The sequence below is a fragment of the Spiroplasma phoeniceum P40 genome (genome assembly GCF_003339775.1).
Lineage (GTDB): Bacteria > Bacillota_I > Bacilli_A > Mycoplasmatales > Mycoplasmataceae > Spiroplasma > Spiroplasma phoeniceum.
In genome coordinates this window covers 675,429-693,543 of the sequence record NZ_CP031088.1, presented here as the reverse complement: position 1 = coordinate 693,543, position 18,115 = coordinate 675,429, and the positions used below count along the sequence as shown (strand labels likewise).

Below are 18,115 nucleotides of genomic sequence, written 5' to 3'. Positions count from 1 at the left end.
GTGTTTTTTTTATTTTTCTAAAAAAAGATATTTCTTATGCTATGATATTTATATAAGAATTACTCTTATAAAAATAATCTAACAAACTATAGTTAATATCAGTTTGTTTATTTACTATTGATAATGGAGACAATTAAAGCAATTAAGGAGAGCAAAAAATGAAAAATCCTATTTTAGAAAAGCATTTTAGTAATATTCGTGATCAACTAAAATTAGTTTTAAATACAGAAAAAATTTATGACTCAACAAACCCAATCCAATTATGTATATGATAATGTTCTTTTACTTCGAAACAATGGACGCGTTATTACCGATGAGGATTTTACATATCGTTTAGAATTAGCCTTGGCAGATACTTATAAAACACTGTCATTACTAATTGATTCATTATTACAAAATGCTAAAACATTAGCTTTTAGTTATTTTAAAGAAAAATTAGATATTAAAGAATGACGCGATGATTTATATGCTGATGCTGTTGAAATATTAAATGAAAAATATGCTGATAAACTAATGCAAATAGATTTTATTTATATTCCTTATCAGATGACAGAAATGTTAAATGAAGGTTTACGCAATATTTCTTCACGAAAATTACATGAAGTAACAGCATAAAAATAAGTTTTATTTATAAATAAATAGTTATGGAAATAACTATTTTATTTTAGTAATTTTCAAAGACCTTAATTGTCTTTAAAAAACCCTTATTTTATTGGCAAAAATGCGATATAATTTATATTGTTAAAATGTATAACAATGAGAGGGATATATTATGAGTCAAAACAAGAAATTATTTTATGTTACAACCCCAATTTATTATCCAAGTGCGCAATTACATATTGGACATGCATATACTACTACACTAGCTGATATTATTAATCGTTATAAAAAAATGGCTGGTTATGAAACTTTCTTTTTAACAGGCAGCGATGAACATGGTGAAAAAATTGAAAAGAAAGCAAAAGCAGCAGGGGTAACACCATATCAATTTACAACAATGATTGTTGATAATTTTAAATTATTATGAAATAAATTAGGAATTGAATATTCAAAGTTTATTCGTACTACTGATAAAGAGCATGAAGTTGGAGTCCAAAAAATTTTTAGTAAATTATATAATAATGGAGATATTTACTTAGGAGAATATGAAGGTTTATATTGTGTTAGTTGTGAAGAATTTTTAACTGAAGTACAAATTGATAAAGTAACAAACCAGTGCTTAGTTTGTGGTAATAAACCACAAAAAGTAAAGGAAGAAACATATTTCTTTAAAGTCTCAAAATATAGTCAATTTTTAATTAATTATTATAATAATCATCCTGGTTTTATTAAACCAGAACCAAGAAAAAATGAAATGTTAAATAATTTTATTTTACCAGGTTTAACTGATTTATCTGTTACTAGAACAACTTTTTCCTGAGGAATTAAAACCTTAGAAAATGATAAACACATTATTTATGTTTGAATTGATGCATTATCAAATTATTTAACAGCATTAGGTTATTTATCAAATGATGAAACATTATTTAATAAATTTTGAAATAATGAGGATGTTGAGATTTTGCAACTATTAGGAAAAGAAATTGCTCGTTTTCACACGATTTATTGGCCAAGTATGCTAGAAAGTTTAGGGTTACGTCAGCCTAACAAACTTTTATCGCATGGTTGAATTTTATTTAAAGATACTAAAATGAGTAAATCAATTGGAAATGTTGTTGATCCATTATATTTAATTAATAAATATGGTCGAGATACATTACGGTTTTATTTAGGATATGAAATTCCAACTGAAAATGATGGTAAATTTTCTTATGAAATGTTTTTAGAATCATATAATGCTCATTTAGTTAATAATATAGGGAACTTGGTATCACGAGTAAGTAATATGATTAGTAAATATTTTAATGGTCAGTTAGTAAAACAACAACAATTGGATAATGTGCTAATTGAAAGTTGTATCCAAGCGGTGCAGAATTATCAGCAGGCAATGGATGCTTATCAAATTTCATCAGGACTAAACATTATTTTGGAATTATGTAATAAGGCGAATAAATATATTGAAGAAAATAAACCTTGAGAGTTAGAAAAAAACGAAAAAATTGAGCAATTATATGAAAATTTAGCAAGTTTAGCTTATACTATTATTGTTAGTGCTTTTTTATTGCAACCAGTTTTAGTTGATAATGCGCAAAAAATTGCCGATTATTTTAATGTTAATTTAACTGATTTAACATTTGAAACAATTTTAACGCAAGAAATCATTTATAATAAAACAATAGAGAAAAAAGAAAACTTATTTAATCGTGTTAATGTAGAACAAGAATTAAAACAAATTGAAGCAGAATTAAATTAATAAAACTAGTAAAGGAGGGAGTTTAATGAAAAAATATGATGTAATTGTAATTGGTGCTGGTCATGCTGGCGTCGAAGCAAGTTTAGCTGCAGCAAGAATGAAAAAAAAGACATTATTAGTTACTTTGCATAAAGATAAAATTGCATTAATGCCATGTAATCCCTCAATTGGTGGTCCAGCTAAAGGGATTGTTGTTCGTGAAATTGATGCCATTGGTGGTGAAATGGCAAAAGCAGCTGATGCAACAGCTTTACAAATGAAATTATTAAATTCTTCACGTGGTCCTGCTGTATGAGCATTACGCGCTCAATCAGATAAGAATGAATATGCAAAATATATGCAAAAAGTAATTGAAAAGCAAGATAATTTAGATTTATATGAAGGAGCAGTTCAATCTTTAATGGTTGATGATAACAATAATTGCTATGGAGTAATGTTAAAAGATCAAACACAATTTTTTGCAAAAAAAGTTATTTTAACAACAGGAACATATATGCAATCTTTAGTGTTACAAGGAATGACAAAAAAAGCAGAAGGACCTGATGGCGACATTACAACAGCAGGATTATCAACCCAGTTAAAACATTTAGGGTTTGAGTTATTTCGTTTAAAAACTGGTACACCAGCACGTGTTCTTAATACTTCAATTGATTATAGTAAAGCACAACCAGAACCAGGTAGTGATTTGCAACTAGCTTTTTCTTATTCAACAAAAACCTTTACACCATTACAAGAGCAAGAATTATGTTGATTAATTCATTCAACACCAAAAACACATAATATTGTGCAAAAAAATTTAACAGCATCAGCAATGTATTCTGGAAATGTAAAAGGAACAGGGCCACGTTATTGCCCAAGTTTTGAAGATAAAATTGTGCGGTTTGCTGATAAACCACGTCATCAAATTTTCTTAGAGCCAGAATCAAAGAGTTTAAATACAATTTATGTGCAAGGATTTTCAACTTCAATGCCAATTGATGTACAAGAAAAGATGCTACGTTCCTTGCCAGGATTTGAAAATGTTGAAGTTTTAAAATGAGCTTATGCAATTGAATATGATGCAATTGTACCAACACAATTAAAACATACGTTAGAAACAAAAAAAATTAAAAATTTATATACGGCGGGTCAAATTAATGGAACAAGTGGTTATGAAGAAGCTGCTTGCCAAGGTTTAATGGCTGGAATTAATGCTGTTTTAAGTATTGACCAAAAAGAACCTTTCATTTTACGTCGTGACCAAGCTTATATTGGAGTGCTAATTGATGATCTAATTACAAAAGGGACAGAAGAGCCTTACCGTTTATTAACTTCTCGTGCTGAATATCGTTTATTATTGCGCAATGATAATGCTGAAGAACGATTAAAAAATTATGCTTATCAATTTGGTTTAATTGATCAAAAAAGTTGAATTGAATATCAAAATAATGTGCAAAGTTATAATGAAATAATGCAATTGTTAAAAGAAACTTATTTTACGGCAAAATCACCATTAATTCAAAAAATAACTAAATTAGGTGTTGCCAACATTACAGAACGCATTTCTGGTTATAATTTATTAAAACGACAAAATATTGAGTTAAAATATTTAGAGGAGGAGTTACCACCGTTAAATAATTTAAAATCATTTTTAAAACAAAATTTATTAATTAATATTCGTTTTGAAGGATATATTAAAAAAGAACAAGAAATTGCTTTAAAAACAATTAAGTTGGAAAATAAATTAATTCCAGTTAATTTGAATTATGATTTGGTAGATAACTTGGCACTTGAAGCACGAGAAAAATTTAAAAAGATTAGACCAATTTCAATTGGTCAAGCGAATCGAATTTCAGGAATTAATCCAGCTGATATTCAAATGCTGTTATTTTATTTAAAAAAAATGGAATTGGATGCAAATAGATAAGAGGGTGAAGTATGAAATTATATAATACTTTGACTCGTAATTTTACATATTATAGTCAAGCAAAAAAAATTAATATTTATGGTTGTGGACCAACTGTATATAATTACATTCATATCGGTAATGCCCGTGCAATTATTACTGTTGATTTATTAGTTAGTTTTTTACAATTTCAACATATTGAGGTTAATTATATTCAAAATTACACGGATATTGATGATAAGATTATTGCTAAAGCAGCAATAGAACATAAAACTGAACAAGAAATTGCAGAATTTTATATTAAAGCTTTTGAAGAAGATGTTTTTAATTTAAATGTTAGAACACCAGCAAAGCGAGTACGAGTAACAGACCATGTTAAAGATATTATTACTTTTATTCAAAAATTAGTTAAACTTAATGCTGCATATGAAGTTAATGGTAGTGTATATTTTGATATTGCAAAATATCAAGCACAATATGGGCAATTAGCTAATAAAAAAATTTCAGAATTAGAAACTAATATTCGAATTGAACATGATGCTAATAAGCATAGTCAATATGATTTTGTTTTATGAAAGCAAACAACCGAAGGAGTTTCTTTTCCCTTTTATGATCAAACGGGTAAATTATATCAAGGTCGCCCAGGTTGACATACAGAATGTGCTGTCTTAATTGATAAATTTTTTCATAAAGAAACAATTGATATTCATGCCGGTGGAATTGATTTAGTTTTTCCTCATCATGAAAATGAACGAATTCAATTTTTAGCAAAAAATAATAAGGAAATTGCAAACATTTGAATGCATAATGGGCATTTAAATGTTGCTGATAAAAAAATGAGTAAATCATTAAATAATACTATTTTAGTTCGTGATTTTATTAAATTATACGGAACAAATACATTACGTTATTTGTTATATGCGACTAATTATACACAACCATTAAATGTAACAGAAACTTTAATTATTAGTGCACAAGGTGAAACCGAAAAGATTTTTAAAGTCTTAAAAGCAGTAAATTTATATTTAGCTGAATATAACTTAAATTATAATTTAGCACAACATGGTGACAATGTTAAGAAAGTTCTTGCTGAGTTAGCAAATAATTTAAATAGTCCAAATGTTTTAACTATTATTAGTAAAATGATTAAAATTATTAATACTCAATTACGTGATAAAAAACTTAATTTGCAACTTGCTAGTGATTTTTATAATATTATTTTTAATATTATGAATTTTAATTTTAAGTTACCAGTGATTAGTGGTGAAATTCGTAAATATTTATTAGAATGAATTAAGTCAAAAAATAATAAAGATTTTGTCAAAGCAGATGAGTTTCGTAAGGTTTTATTAGAAAAAGATATTTTGTAACGGAATTAAACAAAAAGCAATGCGATTATTAAGTTATCAAGAACGCTTGAACCGCTATACAAGAGAAAATGCAATTAGAATTTTAAAAGAAGAATTAAAGTTATTAAATTCTTTCATTTTAAAAACAGCTTATGATGTTCAAGTTCCTGCTGATGATTCACTTAGTGTTGACCGGGAGTTATTTTCACAAAAAGTTACAGCAACTTTAATAAAACATCCTAATATTACCATTATTTATGATTAATTTATTAAAATAGATCCAAAACAAATTACTATTATTGCTGTTGGGACATTAGTGACAACAAATTTTGCTCTTGAACTTAAAAACTTAGTTGGTAAGAAAGCATTGTATTATTATGATGGTTCAGCCCCAATTGTAACAAAAGCTGGAATTGATTTTTCAAAAGCATATTATGGCGCACGACATTCAGAACAAAAAGATTATATTATTTGTCCATTAACAGAAGATGAGCTTAATCAATTAGTTACAGAATTAGTAAAGGCAAAACGAGTTCTTATTGCAGATTTTGAAAAATATTTTAGAGGTTGTCAACCAATTGAGATTATGGAACAAACATTACGAAAAATTCTTTTGAATGGACCAATGAGTAGTAATAATTTACCAGACAAAAAATGGTAAGCAGCCATTTGCAGTGGTTCAATTACGGCAAGATAATGTAATTGATAGTTTATATAATATTGTAGGTTGACAGACGAATTTAACATGGCCAGAACAAAAACAAATTATTACACAATTTATTCCAGGTTTAGCAAAAGTAGATATTGTTCGATATGGAGTTTTACATAAAAATAATTATATTAATTCACCAAAAGTTTTAAATCAATTTTTACAATATAAACAAAATAATAATATTTTTTTTGCTGTTCAAATTATTTGGGTAGAAGGTTATTTAGAATCAGCGGCAGCAGGTTTATTATGTGCTTTAAATGTCTATCAATATGTAATGGATTTACCATTAATTAAATTTCCTTCAGAAACTGTGTTAGGAGCATTAGTCAACTATGTTACAAATCCAAAACAACGAGATTTAAAACCAATGAAAGCAAATCTTGGCATTATGCCAACTTTAATAACTAAGTTTAAAAATAAACCAGAGAAAAATTTAGCACTTTATTCTCGGGCAATAAAAAAAATAAAAGAAACTATTAAAAAATATCAAATTAAATTATAATACTTATAAAGAAATTTATTAATATAGATTATGAATAATAAAACAGGAAAAGGAAGAAAATATGCAAGAATATATATACATTTACGGAATTAATACTGTTTTGGAGTCATTACTAAATCCAGCAGTGAAAATTAATAAACTTTATTTATTACCACAGGGGAAAAATAATGATTATTATTTGAAACTAGCTAAAAGTCGTCAAATTAAAGTTGTCTTTTGTTCAACAGATAAAATGACATCTTTTGTACAAACTAGTAAGCATCAAAGTCTGGTATTGGAAATTTGTAAGCCAGAAAATTATTCATTAACTGCAATAACAACAAAAGCATTACAAAATAGGCATCCATTTTTATTAGTCCTTGATCAAATTTCTGACCCACATAATTTTGGGGCAATTTTGCGTACTTGTGATTTGTTTAATGTTGATGGGGTTATTATTCTAGAAAAACGCCAAGTTGATATTAATGCTACTGTTGCCAAAACTTCTGCAGGTGCTTTTAATTATGTTCCAGTTTGTCGAGTAAATAATTTAACTAATGCAATTGAATATTTAAAAAAACAAGGTTTTTGAATTTATGCAACAAGTTTAACTACAACAGCCCACAATGTAAGTGAATTAAAATATGATACGCCAATTTGTCTAATCGTAGGGAATGAAGGAACAGGGATTAGCGCAAAATTATTAAAGCATTCTGATTTTAATATTTATATTCCAACAACAGGTCATCTTGATTCTTTAAATGTATCGGTTGCTAGTGCTATTTTAATTTATCAAATTAAAATGTTGCAACAATAAAATTTAATTTAGAAAGGATTTGATTATTGTTACGATGAATGAATATGAATTACTTTATTTATTTCAAGAAGGTCATAATCAAACAGCATTATTACCCTTTCTAGAAGATGTTAAGCGCCGAAATTTTTATAAGTATTTTGGTTTACCAATTGAATTAGCTGATTTAGAAAGTTTAAAGTATTTTTCAGTATTAGAAAGTGCCAAAATGTATAATCCCCATTCGTCAAAAAAATTAAAAGACTTTATTTTTCAACTTTACAAATGAGATATTCATAAACAAATTCGTCAATTTTTTAATTTAAAAAATAAAGTTTTAAATTATTACATTAAATTAACTAATAAAAATATTACTAATCAAGATGAAAATTTTTCAAATAAAATTGCTTGTTTTGATGAACAAAAACAAATTATTAAAATATTTTATCAACGATTATCACCATTAGAAAAAGAAGTATTTCGGTTATGATTTGCTGGTGAAAATATTTATAATATTCACCACTTATTAGGGCTAAATTATCGGCAAGTTGATAATGCAATGAAACGAATTATGCAAAAAACAAGAGATTTTTACAAAAATAGTTAATTAAGTATATGAATATTGTTATTAATATACTATAATTAATTATGGTGAATATTATGCGCGAAAAGATTATATTAGTATGTTCAGAATGTTTAAATCGAAACTATACAACATTTAAAAACAAAATGACACAAAAAGAACGATTAGAAATAAATAAGTTTTGTAAAACATGTACTAAACATACTAAACATAAAGAAACAAGGTAGAGGTGTTTGCAATGAAAAAAAATGAAAAATCAAAAAAGAATATTAAAACTGTTTTAACAAAAGAAGAAAAAAAAGCGTTAAAAATTCAAAAGAAAAATGAAAAAGCAGCGCTAATTTTTCAAAAAAAAGCAAGTAAAACAGCACCAATTCAAGTTGGGGCAAAAAAAGTAAGCACAACACCAGAGGTTGATGAGAATGGTGAACCAATTAAAAAAGGTCTTTTTAAGCATAAAAATTCAAATAAAAGTAAAAAAACAAATTGAAAATTATCTTTTCGTGAATTTCCTGTCAAAATGGCAAAAGAAGTCACAAGAATTCGATGAACAAGTAAGGGTAGTTTAGGGCGCAAGTTTTTAATCACAATTTTATTTATTATTGCTTTTGTGGTGTTTTATTTAGTATTAGATTTAGTTTTACATCATTTACTAACTGTTGCTCGCATTATATAATAGATAAGTTTAAAAGGAGTAAAGTAAGGTAATGTTAGGAAAAAACAAAATAACAGATGAAATCATTGATAATGATAAAAGTGAAGACAGAGAAACTTTAGAAGATGTTACACAGTATCCTGGAAAATGATATGTAATTAATTGTTATTCTGGACATGAAGACCGTGTTCGTGATGACTTAATTCAACGGGTAGAATCATTAAATATGAAAGATGTTGTTTTTGATATTAGAGTTGTAAAAGAGATAGTTTCAGCCAAAAAAGGTGGAAAACTAATAGAAAAAGAAAAAAATGTTTATCCAGGTTATATTTTTATTAATATGATTATGAACGATGAAGCTTGATATATTGTTCGGAACACAACAGGGGTTACTGGATTTATTGGCTCATCAGGGCGAGGAACAAAACCTTTTCCTTTAACAGATCAAGAAGCAAGGACAATGCTTTCAAAATCATTGGCAGCTAAAAAAACAGCAACACATCAAGGGAAAAAAGTTAAAAAAGTATTTGTGGCAAACTTTGAAGTGAATGATTATGTTCGAATTTTATCAGGAACTTTTACTGATATGGAAGGACAAGTAACAAAAATTGATACTTCAAAAGGGATTGCGATAGTAAATTTAGAAATGTTTGGTCGTTTGACGCCTACTGAAGTTGAATTTGACCAATGTAAAAAAATTGGTTAGGTTAGCATAGCAAATTAATATTAATTTTTGTTATGCTTTTTTTAAAATGATAAATGTAAACCGTTTAACTGAGGATACTTTTTTTATGCGAAATGCTGTTGTTGTTGCACGCGAACTATTAGGAAAATATTTAGTTCGAATTATTGATGGAAAAAAAATTATTTGTAAAATTATTGAAACTGAAGCTTATGATGGACCCGAAGATGATGCTAATCATGGTTTTAACAATAAACGTAGTTCTCGTAATGAAACACTTTTTTGAAAAGGTGGCTTTGCACATGTTTTTCTCATTTATGGGATGTATCATTGTTTTAATATTGTTACTGACAAAGTTGATTTTCCAAGTGCAGTTTTATTACGCGCTGGTGAAATTATTATTAATGAAACTGTTCCTGACTTTGTTTCAACACCACGGTTAGCAAATGGTCCTGGGAAGTTATCACGCTATTTAAAAATTACTAAAGCTGATGATGGACTTTCTCTGCTAGAAAGTTCAGTTTTATATCTTGCCGAAGATACAGCACCAACTGCAATTGAAATTAAAACTACACCACGGGTCAACATTGAGTATGCAACAAATTTTAAATTAAAACCATATCGATTTTATATTACAGATCATAAAGCAGTTTCGAAAAAATAAGAGGTTAAAATGAATAAAGCAAAAAAAGCAGAAATTTGAAAGGTTCACCGGGAATTTCCTTATCTTGAGATTAGCAATATGGGGCGTGTTCGTAATATTGTAACAAAGAAAGTTAAGGAATTAAAGAAGCCAAAAAATACTAATTATTATTTAATTCGTCGTCGTGAAGATGGAAAAACAAAAACAAGGCCATTACATAAGTTGGTTGTTGAGTTATTTATTGGTTCAGTTCCGCCAAATATGACAATTGATCATATTAATGGTAATCCTCGTGATAATCGAGCAGAAAATTTAGAAATTGTTTCAAAACGAGAAAATACAATTCGGCAAATTAGGATGTGATCACATCCGCATAGTTTTTATAATCGAGATTTAGTGGAAGCACATAGTGAGAAACGATGAATGTATCGTGGTGAACTATATAATTGAATTGAAATCTTAAAGCTATTACATGCTCAAGGAATTATATACTATCAAGTGAAATGAAAAGGAAGTAGTAAAGGGCGAATTGGTCAATTACCAAATGGTGAAACAATTATGCGTGTCAAAAATATTGATTCTAATAATGGTGATGATGATGATTTTAAAAAAAACTATTATGTTGTTTATTCATAATAGTTTTTTTAAAAAATGATTTGTGGTTTAAGTCCAGCACTAGCATTTAAGTCAATAATACCATGATAGTTTAATTTAATAGCATCAAGAAGTGTTGCTGATATGCAAACATCTGTAGCAACACCAACAATGACTAAGTTAGTAACCTTGTGTTCTTGAAGAAATTCATGTAATCCATTTGAAGTATGATTATCACTAAAAAAACCACTGTAACTATCAAAATCTTGTTTTGTTCCTTTTAAAATAATATGGTCAAATTGCGATGTAGTTAATTTATATAACTCACTGCCAAATGTATTTGCAATGCAATGTGGACCTCATTTAGCAAACGAACAATGATTATTAGGATGAAAATCTTTTGTCGCAATAACTAAATCACCATTCTGATGAAATTCATCAATTAAAGCAACAATTTTTTCATATAATTTTTCTGCTCCCGGAACATATAACGCTCCTTTAGGATTAACAAAGTCATTTTGATAATCAACCACAATTAAGGCTTTTTTATTCATTTCATAATCCTCTCAATTATTTTTTAAATGTTTATATATTACCATATATATTGTTATAATGTTAAAAGAAATTAAAAATTCTAGGGGGATATTGATGATTAAATTAATTAAAACAGCGTTACCAGAATTAGAAATTACACCTGAGCAAGAAAAACAGTTACAATTATATTATCAATATTTAGTTGAACAAAACCAAATTATGAATTTAACTACAATTATTAATGAAGACGAGGTTTATATTAAACATTTTCTTGATTCAGGATTATTATTAAAAGAATTCTCATTGTCAAAGGAGATTACAGTTAGTGATGTTGGCAGTGGGGCTGGTTTTCCAGGGCTGGTTTTAAAAATTCTTTGCCCAACAATTAAATTAACAATTATTGAAGCATTAGAAAAACGATGCTTATTTTTACAACGATTAGTGATGAAGTTACAATTAAAAAATGTTGAAATTATTCATTCTCGAGCAGAGGAATATAGTCGAGAGCATGCTGAATCTTTTGAACTTGTTGTTTCTCGTGCTGTTGCTAATTTAGGGGTGCTTTTAGAATTAGTAGTGCGAATGGTTAAAACATCGGGAAGGATTATTTGTTATAAAGGGCCAAATGTTAAGGCTGAATTACAAGCAGCGCAAAAAACTTTATCAGTTTTAAATTTAAAATTAGAAAAAATTCAACATGAAACGATTCCACAACTTGGTGAACGGAACATTTGTTATTTGATTAAAACAGAGGCAACTGCAGAACCATATCCTCGTCGTTTTAATCAAATAAAAAAATTTCCAATTGGATAAAGTGTTATATAATAATAAAATAATGTATAAAATTATCAGATGCAACGGAACAGAAAGGACAATTATGGGAAAAATTATTGCAATCACAAACCAAAAAGGTGGCGTTGGTAAAACAACAACTTCGATTAACTTAGCGGCCGGATTGGCACGTACTGGACGAAAGATTTTATTAGTGGATATTGATTCCCAAGGAAATGCAACAACGGGGACAGGTGCTAATAAAGAAGAAATTCATGAAAGTATGTATGATGTTTTAGTTGGACAAATCCCATTAAAAAATATTATTATTTCAAATATTATGACTAATGTTGATTTAGCACCAGCAACTATTTCATTAGCGGGAGCAGATATTTATTTGATGGAAAGAACAGAATATAACCAAAGCATTTTATTAGAGCGGATTAAACCGGTTCGTGATAAGTATGATTTTATTTTAATTGATTGCCCCCCTTCCTTAGGATTAATTAATCGAAACGCACTAGCTTGTGCTGATTCTGTTTTAATTCCAATTCAAGCAGAGTATTATGCTTTAGAAGGTTTGGCACAGTTATTAACAACAATTCATTTTGTACAAAAAATGTTTAATGAAAGTTTAACAATTGAAGGAATTGTTTTAACAATGTTTGATTCACGAACAAAATTATCATTTGAAGTGATGACAGAAGTTAAAAAATATTTTAATGAAAAAGTTTATCGAACACATATTCCAAGAAATGTTAAAATTAGTGAATCACCATCACATGGTTTGAGTATTTTTGAATATGATAAAGGTGGTGCAGGTGCAGTTGCTTATGAAGAATTAGCGAGAGAGGTGTTGGCAAACAATGGCAAGTAATACTAAGAGTCGATTAAGTTCAAAAGGGCTAGATAAAATTTTTGGTGAAGGAATCAACGAAGTAATTAAAGGTATTGAAAGCAATGATGCATTAAAAGAAACAGCGAATGAAATTGTATTAGCGGAAATTTTTCCTAATCCGCATCAACCCCGCAAAAATTTTAATCAAGAAGAATTAACAGAATTAGCACAGTCAATTAAAGAATATGGTTTAATTCAACCTATTATTGTAAAAAAAACGAATAATGGTTATTATTTAGTTGCCGGAGAGCGTCGTAGTCGGGCTGCCAAATTAGCAGGATTAACAACAATTCCAGCAATTTTTGTTGATTTTAATGATCAGCAGATGAAAGAAGTTGCTTTAATTGAAAACATTCAACGGGTTGATTTAAATTCAATTGAAGAAGCTAATGCTTATAAAGAATTAATTGAGTTACTAGGATTAACCCAAGAAGAATTAGCACAACGAATTGGAAAATCACGAAGTCATGTCACAAATACGATGCGATTATTAAATTTACCAACTGAAGTGCAAACCTTGTTATTAGAAAATAAAGTAACAATGGGGCAAGTTAAACCATTAATTAGTTTAAATGTTGACAAAAATGAATTAAAAAATATTATTAATAAGATTATTAATTTAAATTTAAATGCGCGTCAGGTTGAAGAATTGGTCAAAGAATATAATCCAAAAATAACGAAACCATTAATTGAAAATTCAGAGAAGGATTCATCAAAACGAGCTGTTAATGAATTTTTGGAAAATAAAATAATGCGAAAATTAGGGACAAAAGTAGTTATTGATACTGACAAAATTGTTATCAAGTATACTGGAATTAAAGATTTAAACCGTATTTTAGAATTATTAGGTTTAATTGATGATTAATTAATAGTAAGGAAGAACATAATGGCATTAAAAATGGGAATAGTTGGTTTACCAAACGTTGGTAAATCAACTTTATTTAACGCAATTACAAATTCACAAGTTGAAGCAGCTAATTATCCATTTGCAACAATTAATCCAAATGTTGGAACGGTAGAAGTTCCTGATGAACGAATGGATACTTTAATTACTCTTTGTGCTCCGCACAAAGCAATTCATAGTACCTTTGAATTTTATGATATTGCTGGATTAATTGCGGGTGCTAGTAAAGGTGAAGGTTTAGGAAATGCTTTTTTGCAAAATATTCGCGAAACTGATGCAATTTGTATGGTCATCCGTTGTTTTGATAATAAAGATATTACCCACGTTGAAGGAACAATTGATCCAATTCGTGATATTGAAATTATTAATTTAGAATTAATTATTTCTGACCAAGAACAAATTAAAAAACGAATTGATAAAATTAGCAAAAAAGCACAAACTTTAAAACAAAAAGAAGATGTTTTTGAGTATGAATTATTATTAAAGTTAGCAACAGGATTAGAACAAAATAAATTATTAAAAGATTTAACATTATCAGATGATGAACTAAAAGTAGTAAAGAATTTTAATTTATTAACAATTAAACCTTTTATTTATGTTGCTAATGTTGCAGAAAGTGATTTAAACCAACCAGATAATTTTTATGTAAAAACAGTTAAAGAATATGCTCAACAACAAGCAATTGAAGTCGTTGCTATTTGTGCTAAAATTGAAGAAGAATTATCAGCATTAGAACCAGATGATCGGAAATTATTAATGGCTGATTATGGCATTAAAGAAGCTGGTTTAAGTCAATTAATTAAAAAATCTTATGCTTTATTAGGTTTACAAACATTTTTTACTGCTGGCAAGCAAGAAGTACGAGCATGGACTTTTAAAAAAGGAGCAACAGCACCAATGTGTGCAGGAATCATTCATTCTGACTTTGAACGTGGTTTTATTCGAGCAGAAGTTTATTCGTATGATGATTTAGTGCAATATGGTAGTGAAAAAGCTGTAAAAGAAAATGGTCGGTTACGAAGCGAAGGAAAAACTTATGTTATGCAAGACGGCGATATATGTTTTTTTAAATTTAATGTTTAGGGAGAAATAATAATGCGAATTGGCAATAGTTATGATTTACATAATTTAAAAGTAGGAATTGGTTTTTATTTAGGGGGAATTTTTATTCCATGCCAATACCAAATTGAAGCTGTTTCTGATGGTGATATTTTGTTACATACAATTAGTGAAGCAATTATTGGAGCCTTAGGATTAGGTGATTTAGGAGAATGGTTTGATGAAACAAATAAAAAACTTAATTCACAATTAATTTTAAAAAAAGCATTAACATTAATGACTGAACAGAATTATCAAATTAGTAATATTGATGTAACAATTATTATTGATGAACCACACTTGCAAAAGCATAAAAAAGCAATCAAAACTAATTTACAAAAATTATTACAAATTACAGCTGAAAAAATTAACTTAAAAGCAACAACTACTGAACAAAATTTTCCAAATATTATCCAAAGTTATACAACATTATTAATTTTAAAGCAAAATGATTAGGTAAAAAGTTAGAATGGGGGATTAAAATGAAACAAAAAGTCAGATTACGTTACGCACCAAGTCCAACGGGATTTTTACATATTGGTAATACAAGAACAGCATTATTTAATTATTTATTTGCAAAACATTATGATGGTGTTTTTGTTCTACGAATTGAAGATACAGATATTGAACGAAATGTTGAAGGAGCGATTGCGTCACAATTAGATAATTTAAGTTGATTAGGAATTGAACCAGATGAAACAATTGATCGCCCAGGGGCTTATGGACCATATCGACAATTAGAACGGTTAGAACTTTATCAAAAATATGCGCAAAAATTATTAACAACAAAAAAAGCATATTATTGTTTTTGTACACCAGCTGAACTTGAAAAAGACCGTGAAGCACAATTGGCAAAAGGATATCTTTCACCACGTTATAATCGCAAATGTTGACAATTAACTTCTGAACAAATTGCTGAAAAATTATCAAAACAAACCCCATATAATTTACGTTTTTTCGTTCCTTATGAAGCAAGTTATGATTTTAATGATTTAGTCCGCGGTCCTGTTCATTTTGAAGGAAAAGATCTTGGCGATTGAGTTATTTTAAAATCAAATGGAATTCCAACTTATAATTTTGCGGTCGTAATTGATGATATGTTAATGGAAATTAGTCATGTTGTTCGGGGGGAAGAACATATTTCTAATACACCAAAACAATTAATGATTTACGAAGCATTTAATGCTAAGCCACCAATTTTTGCTCATTTAACCTTAATTGTTAATGAGCAACATAAAAAGTTGTCAAAACGAGATAGTCATTTAATGCAATTTATTAGCCAATATCGAACATTAGGATATTTACCAACAGCAATTTTTAATTTTATTAGTTTATTAGGATGATCGCCTTCGGGCACTGTTGAAATTTTTAGTCATGATGAATTAATTAAAATTTTTGATGAAACGCGGTTTAGTAAATCGCCAAGTATGTTTGATGTTAAAAAATTAACTTGAATAAATAATTATTATCTTAAAGCAATGAATGATGAGGATTATCTAACTTTTGTTCGACCTTTTTTAGCAGAAAGCTATGATTTAACAAAAAAAACACCAGAATGAGTAAATATGTTATTATTAATTTATAAAAAAGAACTTCAATATGGGGCAGAAATTGTGACCTTAACAAAACCATTTTTTGAACCACCAACAAAGTTATCAATGTCAACGCAAGCAGTGTTAACAGAATTGAGCGGTTATGAAGAAATGATAACATCTTTTAAAACAGCGTTAAGTCAATTGCCAGTTTGAGATGAACCAAATATTAAGCAATTAATTAGTAAAATGGGGGAACAATATGCTATGAAAGGAAAGAATTTATTTATGCCAATTAGAATTTTTACTTCTCATCAAGAACATGGACCAGAACTAGCCAAGGTTATTTATTTATTAGGGAAAGAACAAGTAATTAATAATATTACTAAATTACAATAACGAAAAAATGAAATTACCACTAACAATCCGAGATAGTGTTCATGGCGATATTGAAATTAATGAAGAAATTACCGTAAAATTAATTAACACTCCAGAATTTCAACGCTTGCGTCGCATTAGTCAATTAGCCGGGGGACAATTTGTTTTTCCAAGTGCGTCGCATACGCGTTTTTCACATTGTATTGGTGTTTATCATTTAGTTAGTAAAATGTTAGAAACAGCAAGTTTTCAAGAAATGTATAGTACGCATGAACAATTATTGGTTAAATTAGCAGGATTACTACATGATGTTGGTCATGGTCCATTTTCACATACATTTGAAATGACTAATCATGTCACAAAAAATAATATTAGTCATGAAAATTATTCGTCTTTATTAATTAAAAATCCAACAACAAATATTAATAAAATCTTAGCGGTTGAATTTAGTCCAGAAGAAATTAATGAACTATGTATGATGATTAAAGGTAAACATCCGGACGGGGTTTTATCATCGTTAGTATCTTCACAATTAGATGCTGACCGAATGGATTATTTATTACGTGATGGACAAACAAGCGGTGTAGGTTATAGTCATGTTGATACACAGTGAATTATTCGGCATTTATTTATTAAAGATAAAAAGATTGTTTTTCCGTTAAAAGTACAGTATGCAATTGAATCATTTTTAATTGGCCGTTATCATATGTATAAGCAAATTTATTTACATCCACTAAGCATTGGATTTGATTTAACTTTCCAAATGATGTTCAAACGATTGTATGATTTATACCATAGCAATTATCAATTTAAAAATAAAGTAATAATTACTTTATTAATTCCAGTGTTGGAAGGAAAAATGATGAGTCCAGATCAATATTGTACATTAGATGATTATACATTATTTACATATTTAAAAATGTTAGAAAATGAAAATGATGAAATTTTAGTTACATTAATTAAAATGTTCACAACACGAAATTTTTTGCAAAAAATAAACCCAGCAAAAAGAAATTTCGAAGAAATTAAAAATAATTTGATAAAAAAATATAAAAACCATTATAATTACTTTATGGTTGAATATAACCTAAAACCAGTTAAATTATATGATAGTGATACTAAAACAATTTATATTGATACACCAAAAGGAATTAAATGCATTATGGAAGTTTCAGAAGTCTTAGCATTTAAAAATAATAGTAAAAAGACAGCAACAACAATTTGGTTTTCAATTGGAGAAAAATATGAGAATGATTAATAAGAAAGGTTT

General features: G+C 28.1%; 22 protein-coding genes. 21 read left to right on the top strand and 1 reads right to left on the bottom strand.

The genetic code is table 4. The features are described 5' to 3' along the window. Positions 1–237 precede the first annotated feature (237 nt). The 14 genes from SDAV_RS13060 to SDAV_RS04350 all read left to right on the top strand — a co-directional run bounded on the left by SDAV_RS13060 (position 238) and on the right by SDAV_RS04350 (position 10,772). Entirely contained in the window at positions 238–615 is a 378-nt protein-coding gene (locus tag SDAV_RS13060) for a hypothetical protein (RefSeq protein WP_245938522.1), read from the top strand. Between the two features lie 157 nt (positions 616–772). Further along, on the top strand, positions 773–2,353 hold the full coding sequence (gene metG, locus SDAV_RS04400) for a methionine--tRNA ligase (RefSeq protein WP_114564710.1): 1,581 nt from the start codon (positions 773–775) through the stop codon (positions 2,351–2,353). A 22-nt stretch (positions 2,354–2,375) separates the two neighbouring features. Beyond that, positions 2,376–4,259 (top strand): tRNA uridine-5-carboxymethylaminomethyl(34) synthesis enzyme MnmG, encoded by a 1,884-nt coding sequence (mnmG, locus tag SDAV_RS04395; RefSeq protein WP_408641554.1) that lies wholly within the window; start codon positions 2,376–2,378, stop codon positions 4,257–4,259. A gap of 11 nt (positions 4,260–4,270) precedes the next feature. Beyond that, positions 4,271–5,608, top strand: a complete 1,338-nt coding sequence (cysS, locus tag SDAV_RS04390) for a cysteine--tRNA ligase (protein WP_114564708.1) — start codon at positions 4,271–4,273, stop codon at positions 5,606–5,608. Positions 5,609–5,627: 19 nt separating this feature from the next. After that, positions 5,628–5,852: an FAD-dependent oxidoreductase gene (locus SDAV_RS13055; RefSeq protein WP_245938521.1), complete on the top strand. Its 225-nt coding sequence runs from the start codon at positions 5,628–5,630 to the stop codon at positions 5,850–5,852. 51 nt (positions 5,853–5,903) lie between these two features. Continuing rightward, on the top strand, positions 5,904–6,248 hold the full coding sequence (locus SDAV_RS14005) for an FAD-dependent oxidoreductase (RefSeq protein ID WP_281268849.1): 345 nt from the start codon (positions 5,904–5,906) through the stop codon (positions 6,246–6,248). Then, complete coding sequence (locus SDAV_RS04385) at positions 6,205–6,801, top strand: FAD-dependent oxidoreductase (protein ID WP_281268848.1); 597 nt, start codon at positions 6,205–6,207, stop codon at positions 6,799–6,801. The genes SDAV_RS14005 and SDAV_RS04385 overlap by 44 nt, the downstream gene beginning before the upstream one ends. A gap of 61 nt (positions 6,802–6,862) precedes the next feature. Then, the gene (rlmB, locus tag SDAV_RS04380; RefSeq protein WP_114564707.1) at positions 6,863–7,597 is read left to right on the top strand and encodes a 23S rRNA (guanosine(2251)-2'-O)-methyltransferase RlmB; all 735 of its coding nucleotides are present in this window, start codon (positions 6,863–6,865) and stop codon (positions 7,595–7,597) included. A gap of 19 nt (positions 7,598–7,616) precedes the next feature. After that, positions 7,617–8,180 (top strand): RNA polymerase subunit sigma, encoded by a 564-nt coding sequence (locus SDAV_RS04375; protein ID WP_245938520.1) that lies wholly within the window; start codon positions 7,617–7,619, stop codon positions 8,178–8,180. A gap of 53 nt (positions 8,181–8,233) precedes the next feature. Then, entirely contained in the window at positions 8,234–8,383 is a 150-nt protein-coding gene (gene rpmG / locus SDAV_RS04370) for a 50S ribosomal protein L33 (protein WP_114564705.1), read from the top strand. A gap of 11 nt (positions 8,384–8,394) precedes the next feature. Beyond that, positions 8,395–8,832 (top strand): preprotein translocase subunit SecE, encoded by a 438-nt coding sequence (secE, locus tag SDAV_RS04365; protein WP_114564704.1) that lies wholly within the window; start codon positions 8,395–8,397, stop codon positions 8,830–8,832. A gap of 31 nt (positions 8,833–8,863) precedes the next feature. Further along, the gene (nusG, locus tag SDAV_RS04360) at positions 8,864–9,517 is read left to right on the top strand and encodes a transcription termination/antitermination protein NusG (protein WP_114564703.1); all 654 of its coding nucleotides are present in this window, start codon (positions 8,864–8,866) and stop codon (positions 9,515–9,517) included. Positions 9,518–9,563: 46 nt separating this feature from the next. Next, entirely contained in the window at positions 9,564–10,157 is a 594-nt protein-coding gene (locus SDAV_RS04355; RefSeq protein WP_114564702.1) for a DNA-3-methyladenine glycosylase, read from the top strand. A 9-nt stretch (positions 10,158–10,166) separates the two neighbouring features. Continuing rightward, on the top strand, positions 10,167–10,772 hold the full coding sequence (locus tag SDAV_RS04350) for an HNH endonuclease signature motif containing protein (protein ID WP_114564701.1): 606 nt from the start codon (positions 10,167–10,169) through the stop codon (positions 10,770–10,772). A gap of 8 nt (positions 10,773–10,780) precedes the next feature. On the opposite strand, the gene SDAV_RS04345 is transcribed toward SDAV_RS04350, so the two are convergent. Next, the gene (locus SDAV_RS04345) at positions 10,781–11,284 is read right to left on the bottom strand and encodes an isochorismatase family protein (protein WP_114564700.1); all 504 of its coding nucleotides are present in this window, start codon (positions 11,282–11,284) and stop codon (positions 10,781–10,783) included. A 94-nt stretch (positions 11,285–11,378) separates the two neighbouring features. Here SDAV_RS04345 and rsmG point away from each other — a divergent pair, with 94 nt between their 5' ends. The 7 genes from rsmG (at position 11,379) to SDAV_RS04310 (ending at position 18,103) form a co-directional block, all read left to right on the top strand. Then, positions 11,379–12,077 (top strand): 16S rRNA (guanine(527)-N(7))-methyltransferase RsmG, encoded by a 699-nt coding sequence (gene rsmG / locus SDAV_RS04340; RefSeq protein WP_114564699.1) that lies wholly within the window; start codon positions 11,379–11,381, stop codon positions 12,075–12,077. A gap of 64 nt (positions 12,078–12,141) precedes the next feature. Next, a complete protein-coding gene (locus SDAV_RS04335; protein ID WP_114564698.1) occupies positions 12,142–12,912 on the top strand; it encodes a ParA family protein in 771 nt (256 codons plus the stop codon). After that, positions 12,902–13,798, top strand: coding sequence for a ParB/RepB/Spo0J family partition protein (locus tag SDAV_RS04330; protein WP_114564697.1), 897 nt, complete (start codon positions 12,902–12,904; stop codon positions 13,796–13,798). The genes SDAV_RS04335 and SDAV_RS04330 overlap by 11 nt, the downstream gene beginning before the upstream one ends. 21 nt (positions 13,799–13,819) lie before the next feature. Next, on the top strand, positions 13,820–14,920 hold the full coding sequence (ychF, locus tag SDAV_RS04325; protein ID WP_114564696.1) for a redox-regulated ATPase YchF: 1,101 nt from the start codon (positions 13,820–13,822) through the stop codon (positions 14,918–14,920). A gap of 12 nt (positions 14,921–14,932) precedes the next feature. Beyond that, complete coding sequence (gene ispF, locus SDAV_RS04320; protein ID WP_114564695.1) at positions 14,933–15,391, top strand: 2-C-methyl-D-erythritol 2,4-cyclodiphosphate synthase; 459 nt, start codon at positions 14,933–14,935, stop codon at positions 15,389–15,391. A 26-nt stretch (positions 15,392–15,417) separates the two neighbouring features. Next, the gene (gene gltX, locus SDAV_RS04315; protein ID WP_114564694.1) at positions 15,418–16,866 is read left to right on the top strand and encodes a glutamate--tRNA ligase; all 1,449 of its coding nucleotides are present in this window, start codon (positions 15,418–15,420) and stop codon (positions 16,864–16,866) included. A 7-nt stretch (positions 16,867–16,873) separates the two neighbouring features. Then, positions 16,874–18,103 (top strand): HD domain-containing protein, encoded by a 1,230-nt coding sequence (locus tag SDAV_RS04310; RefSeq protein WP_114564693.1) that lies wholly within the window; start codon positions 16,874–16,876, stop codon positions 18,101–18,103. Positions 18,104–18,115: the final 12 nt, after the last annotated feature.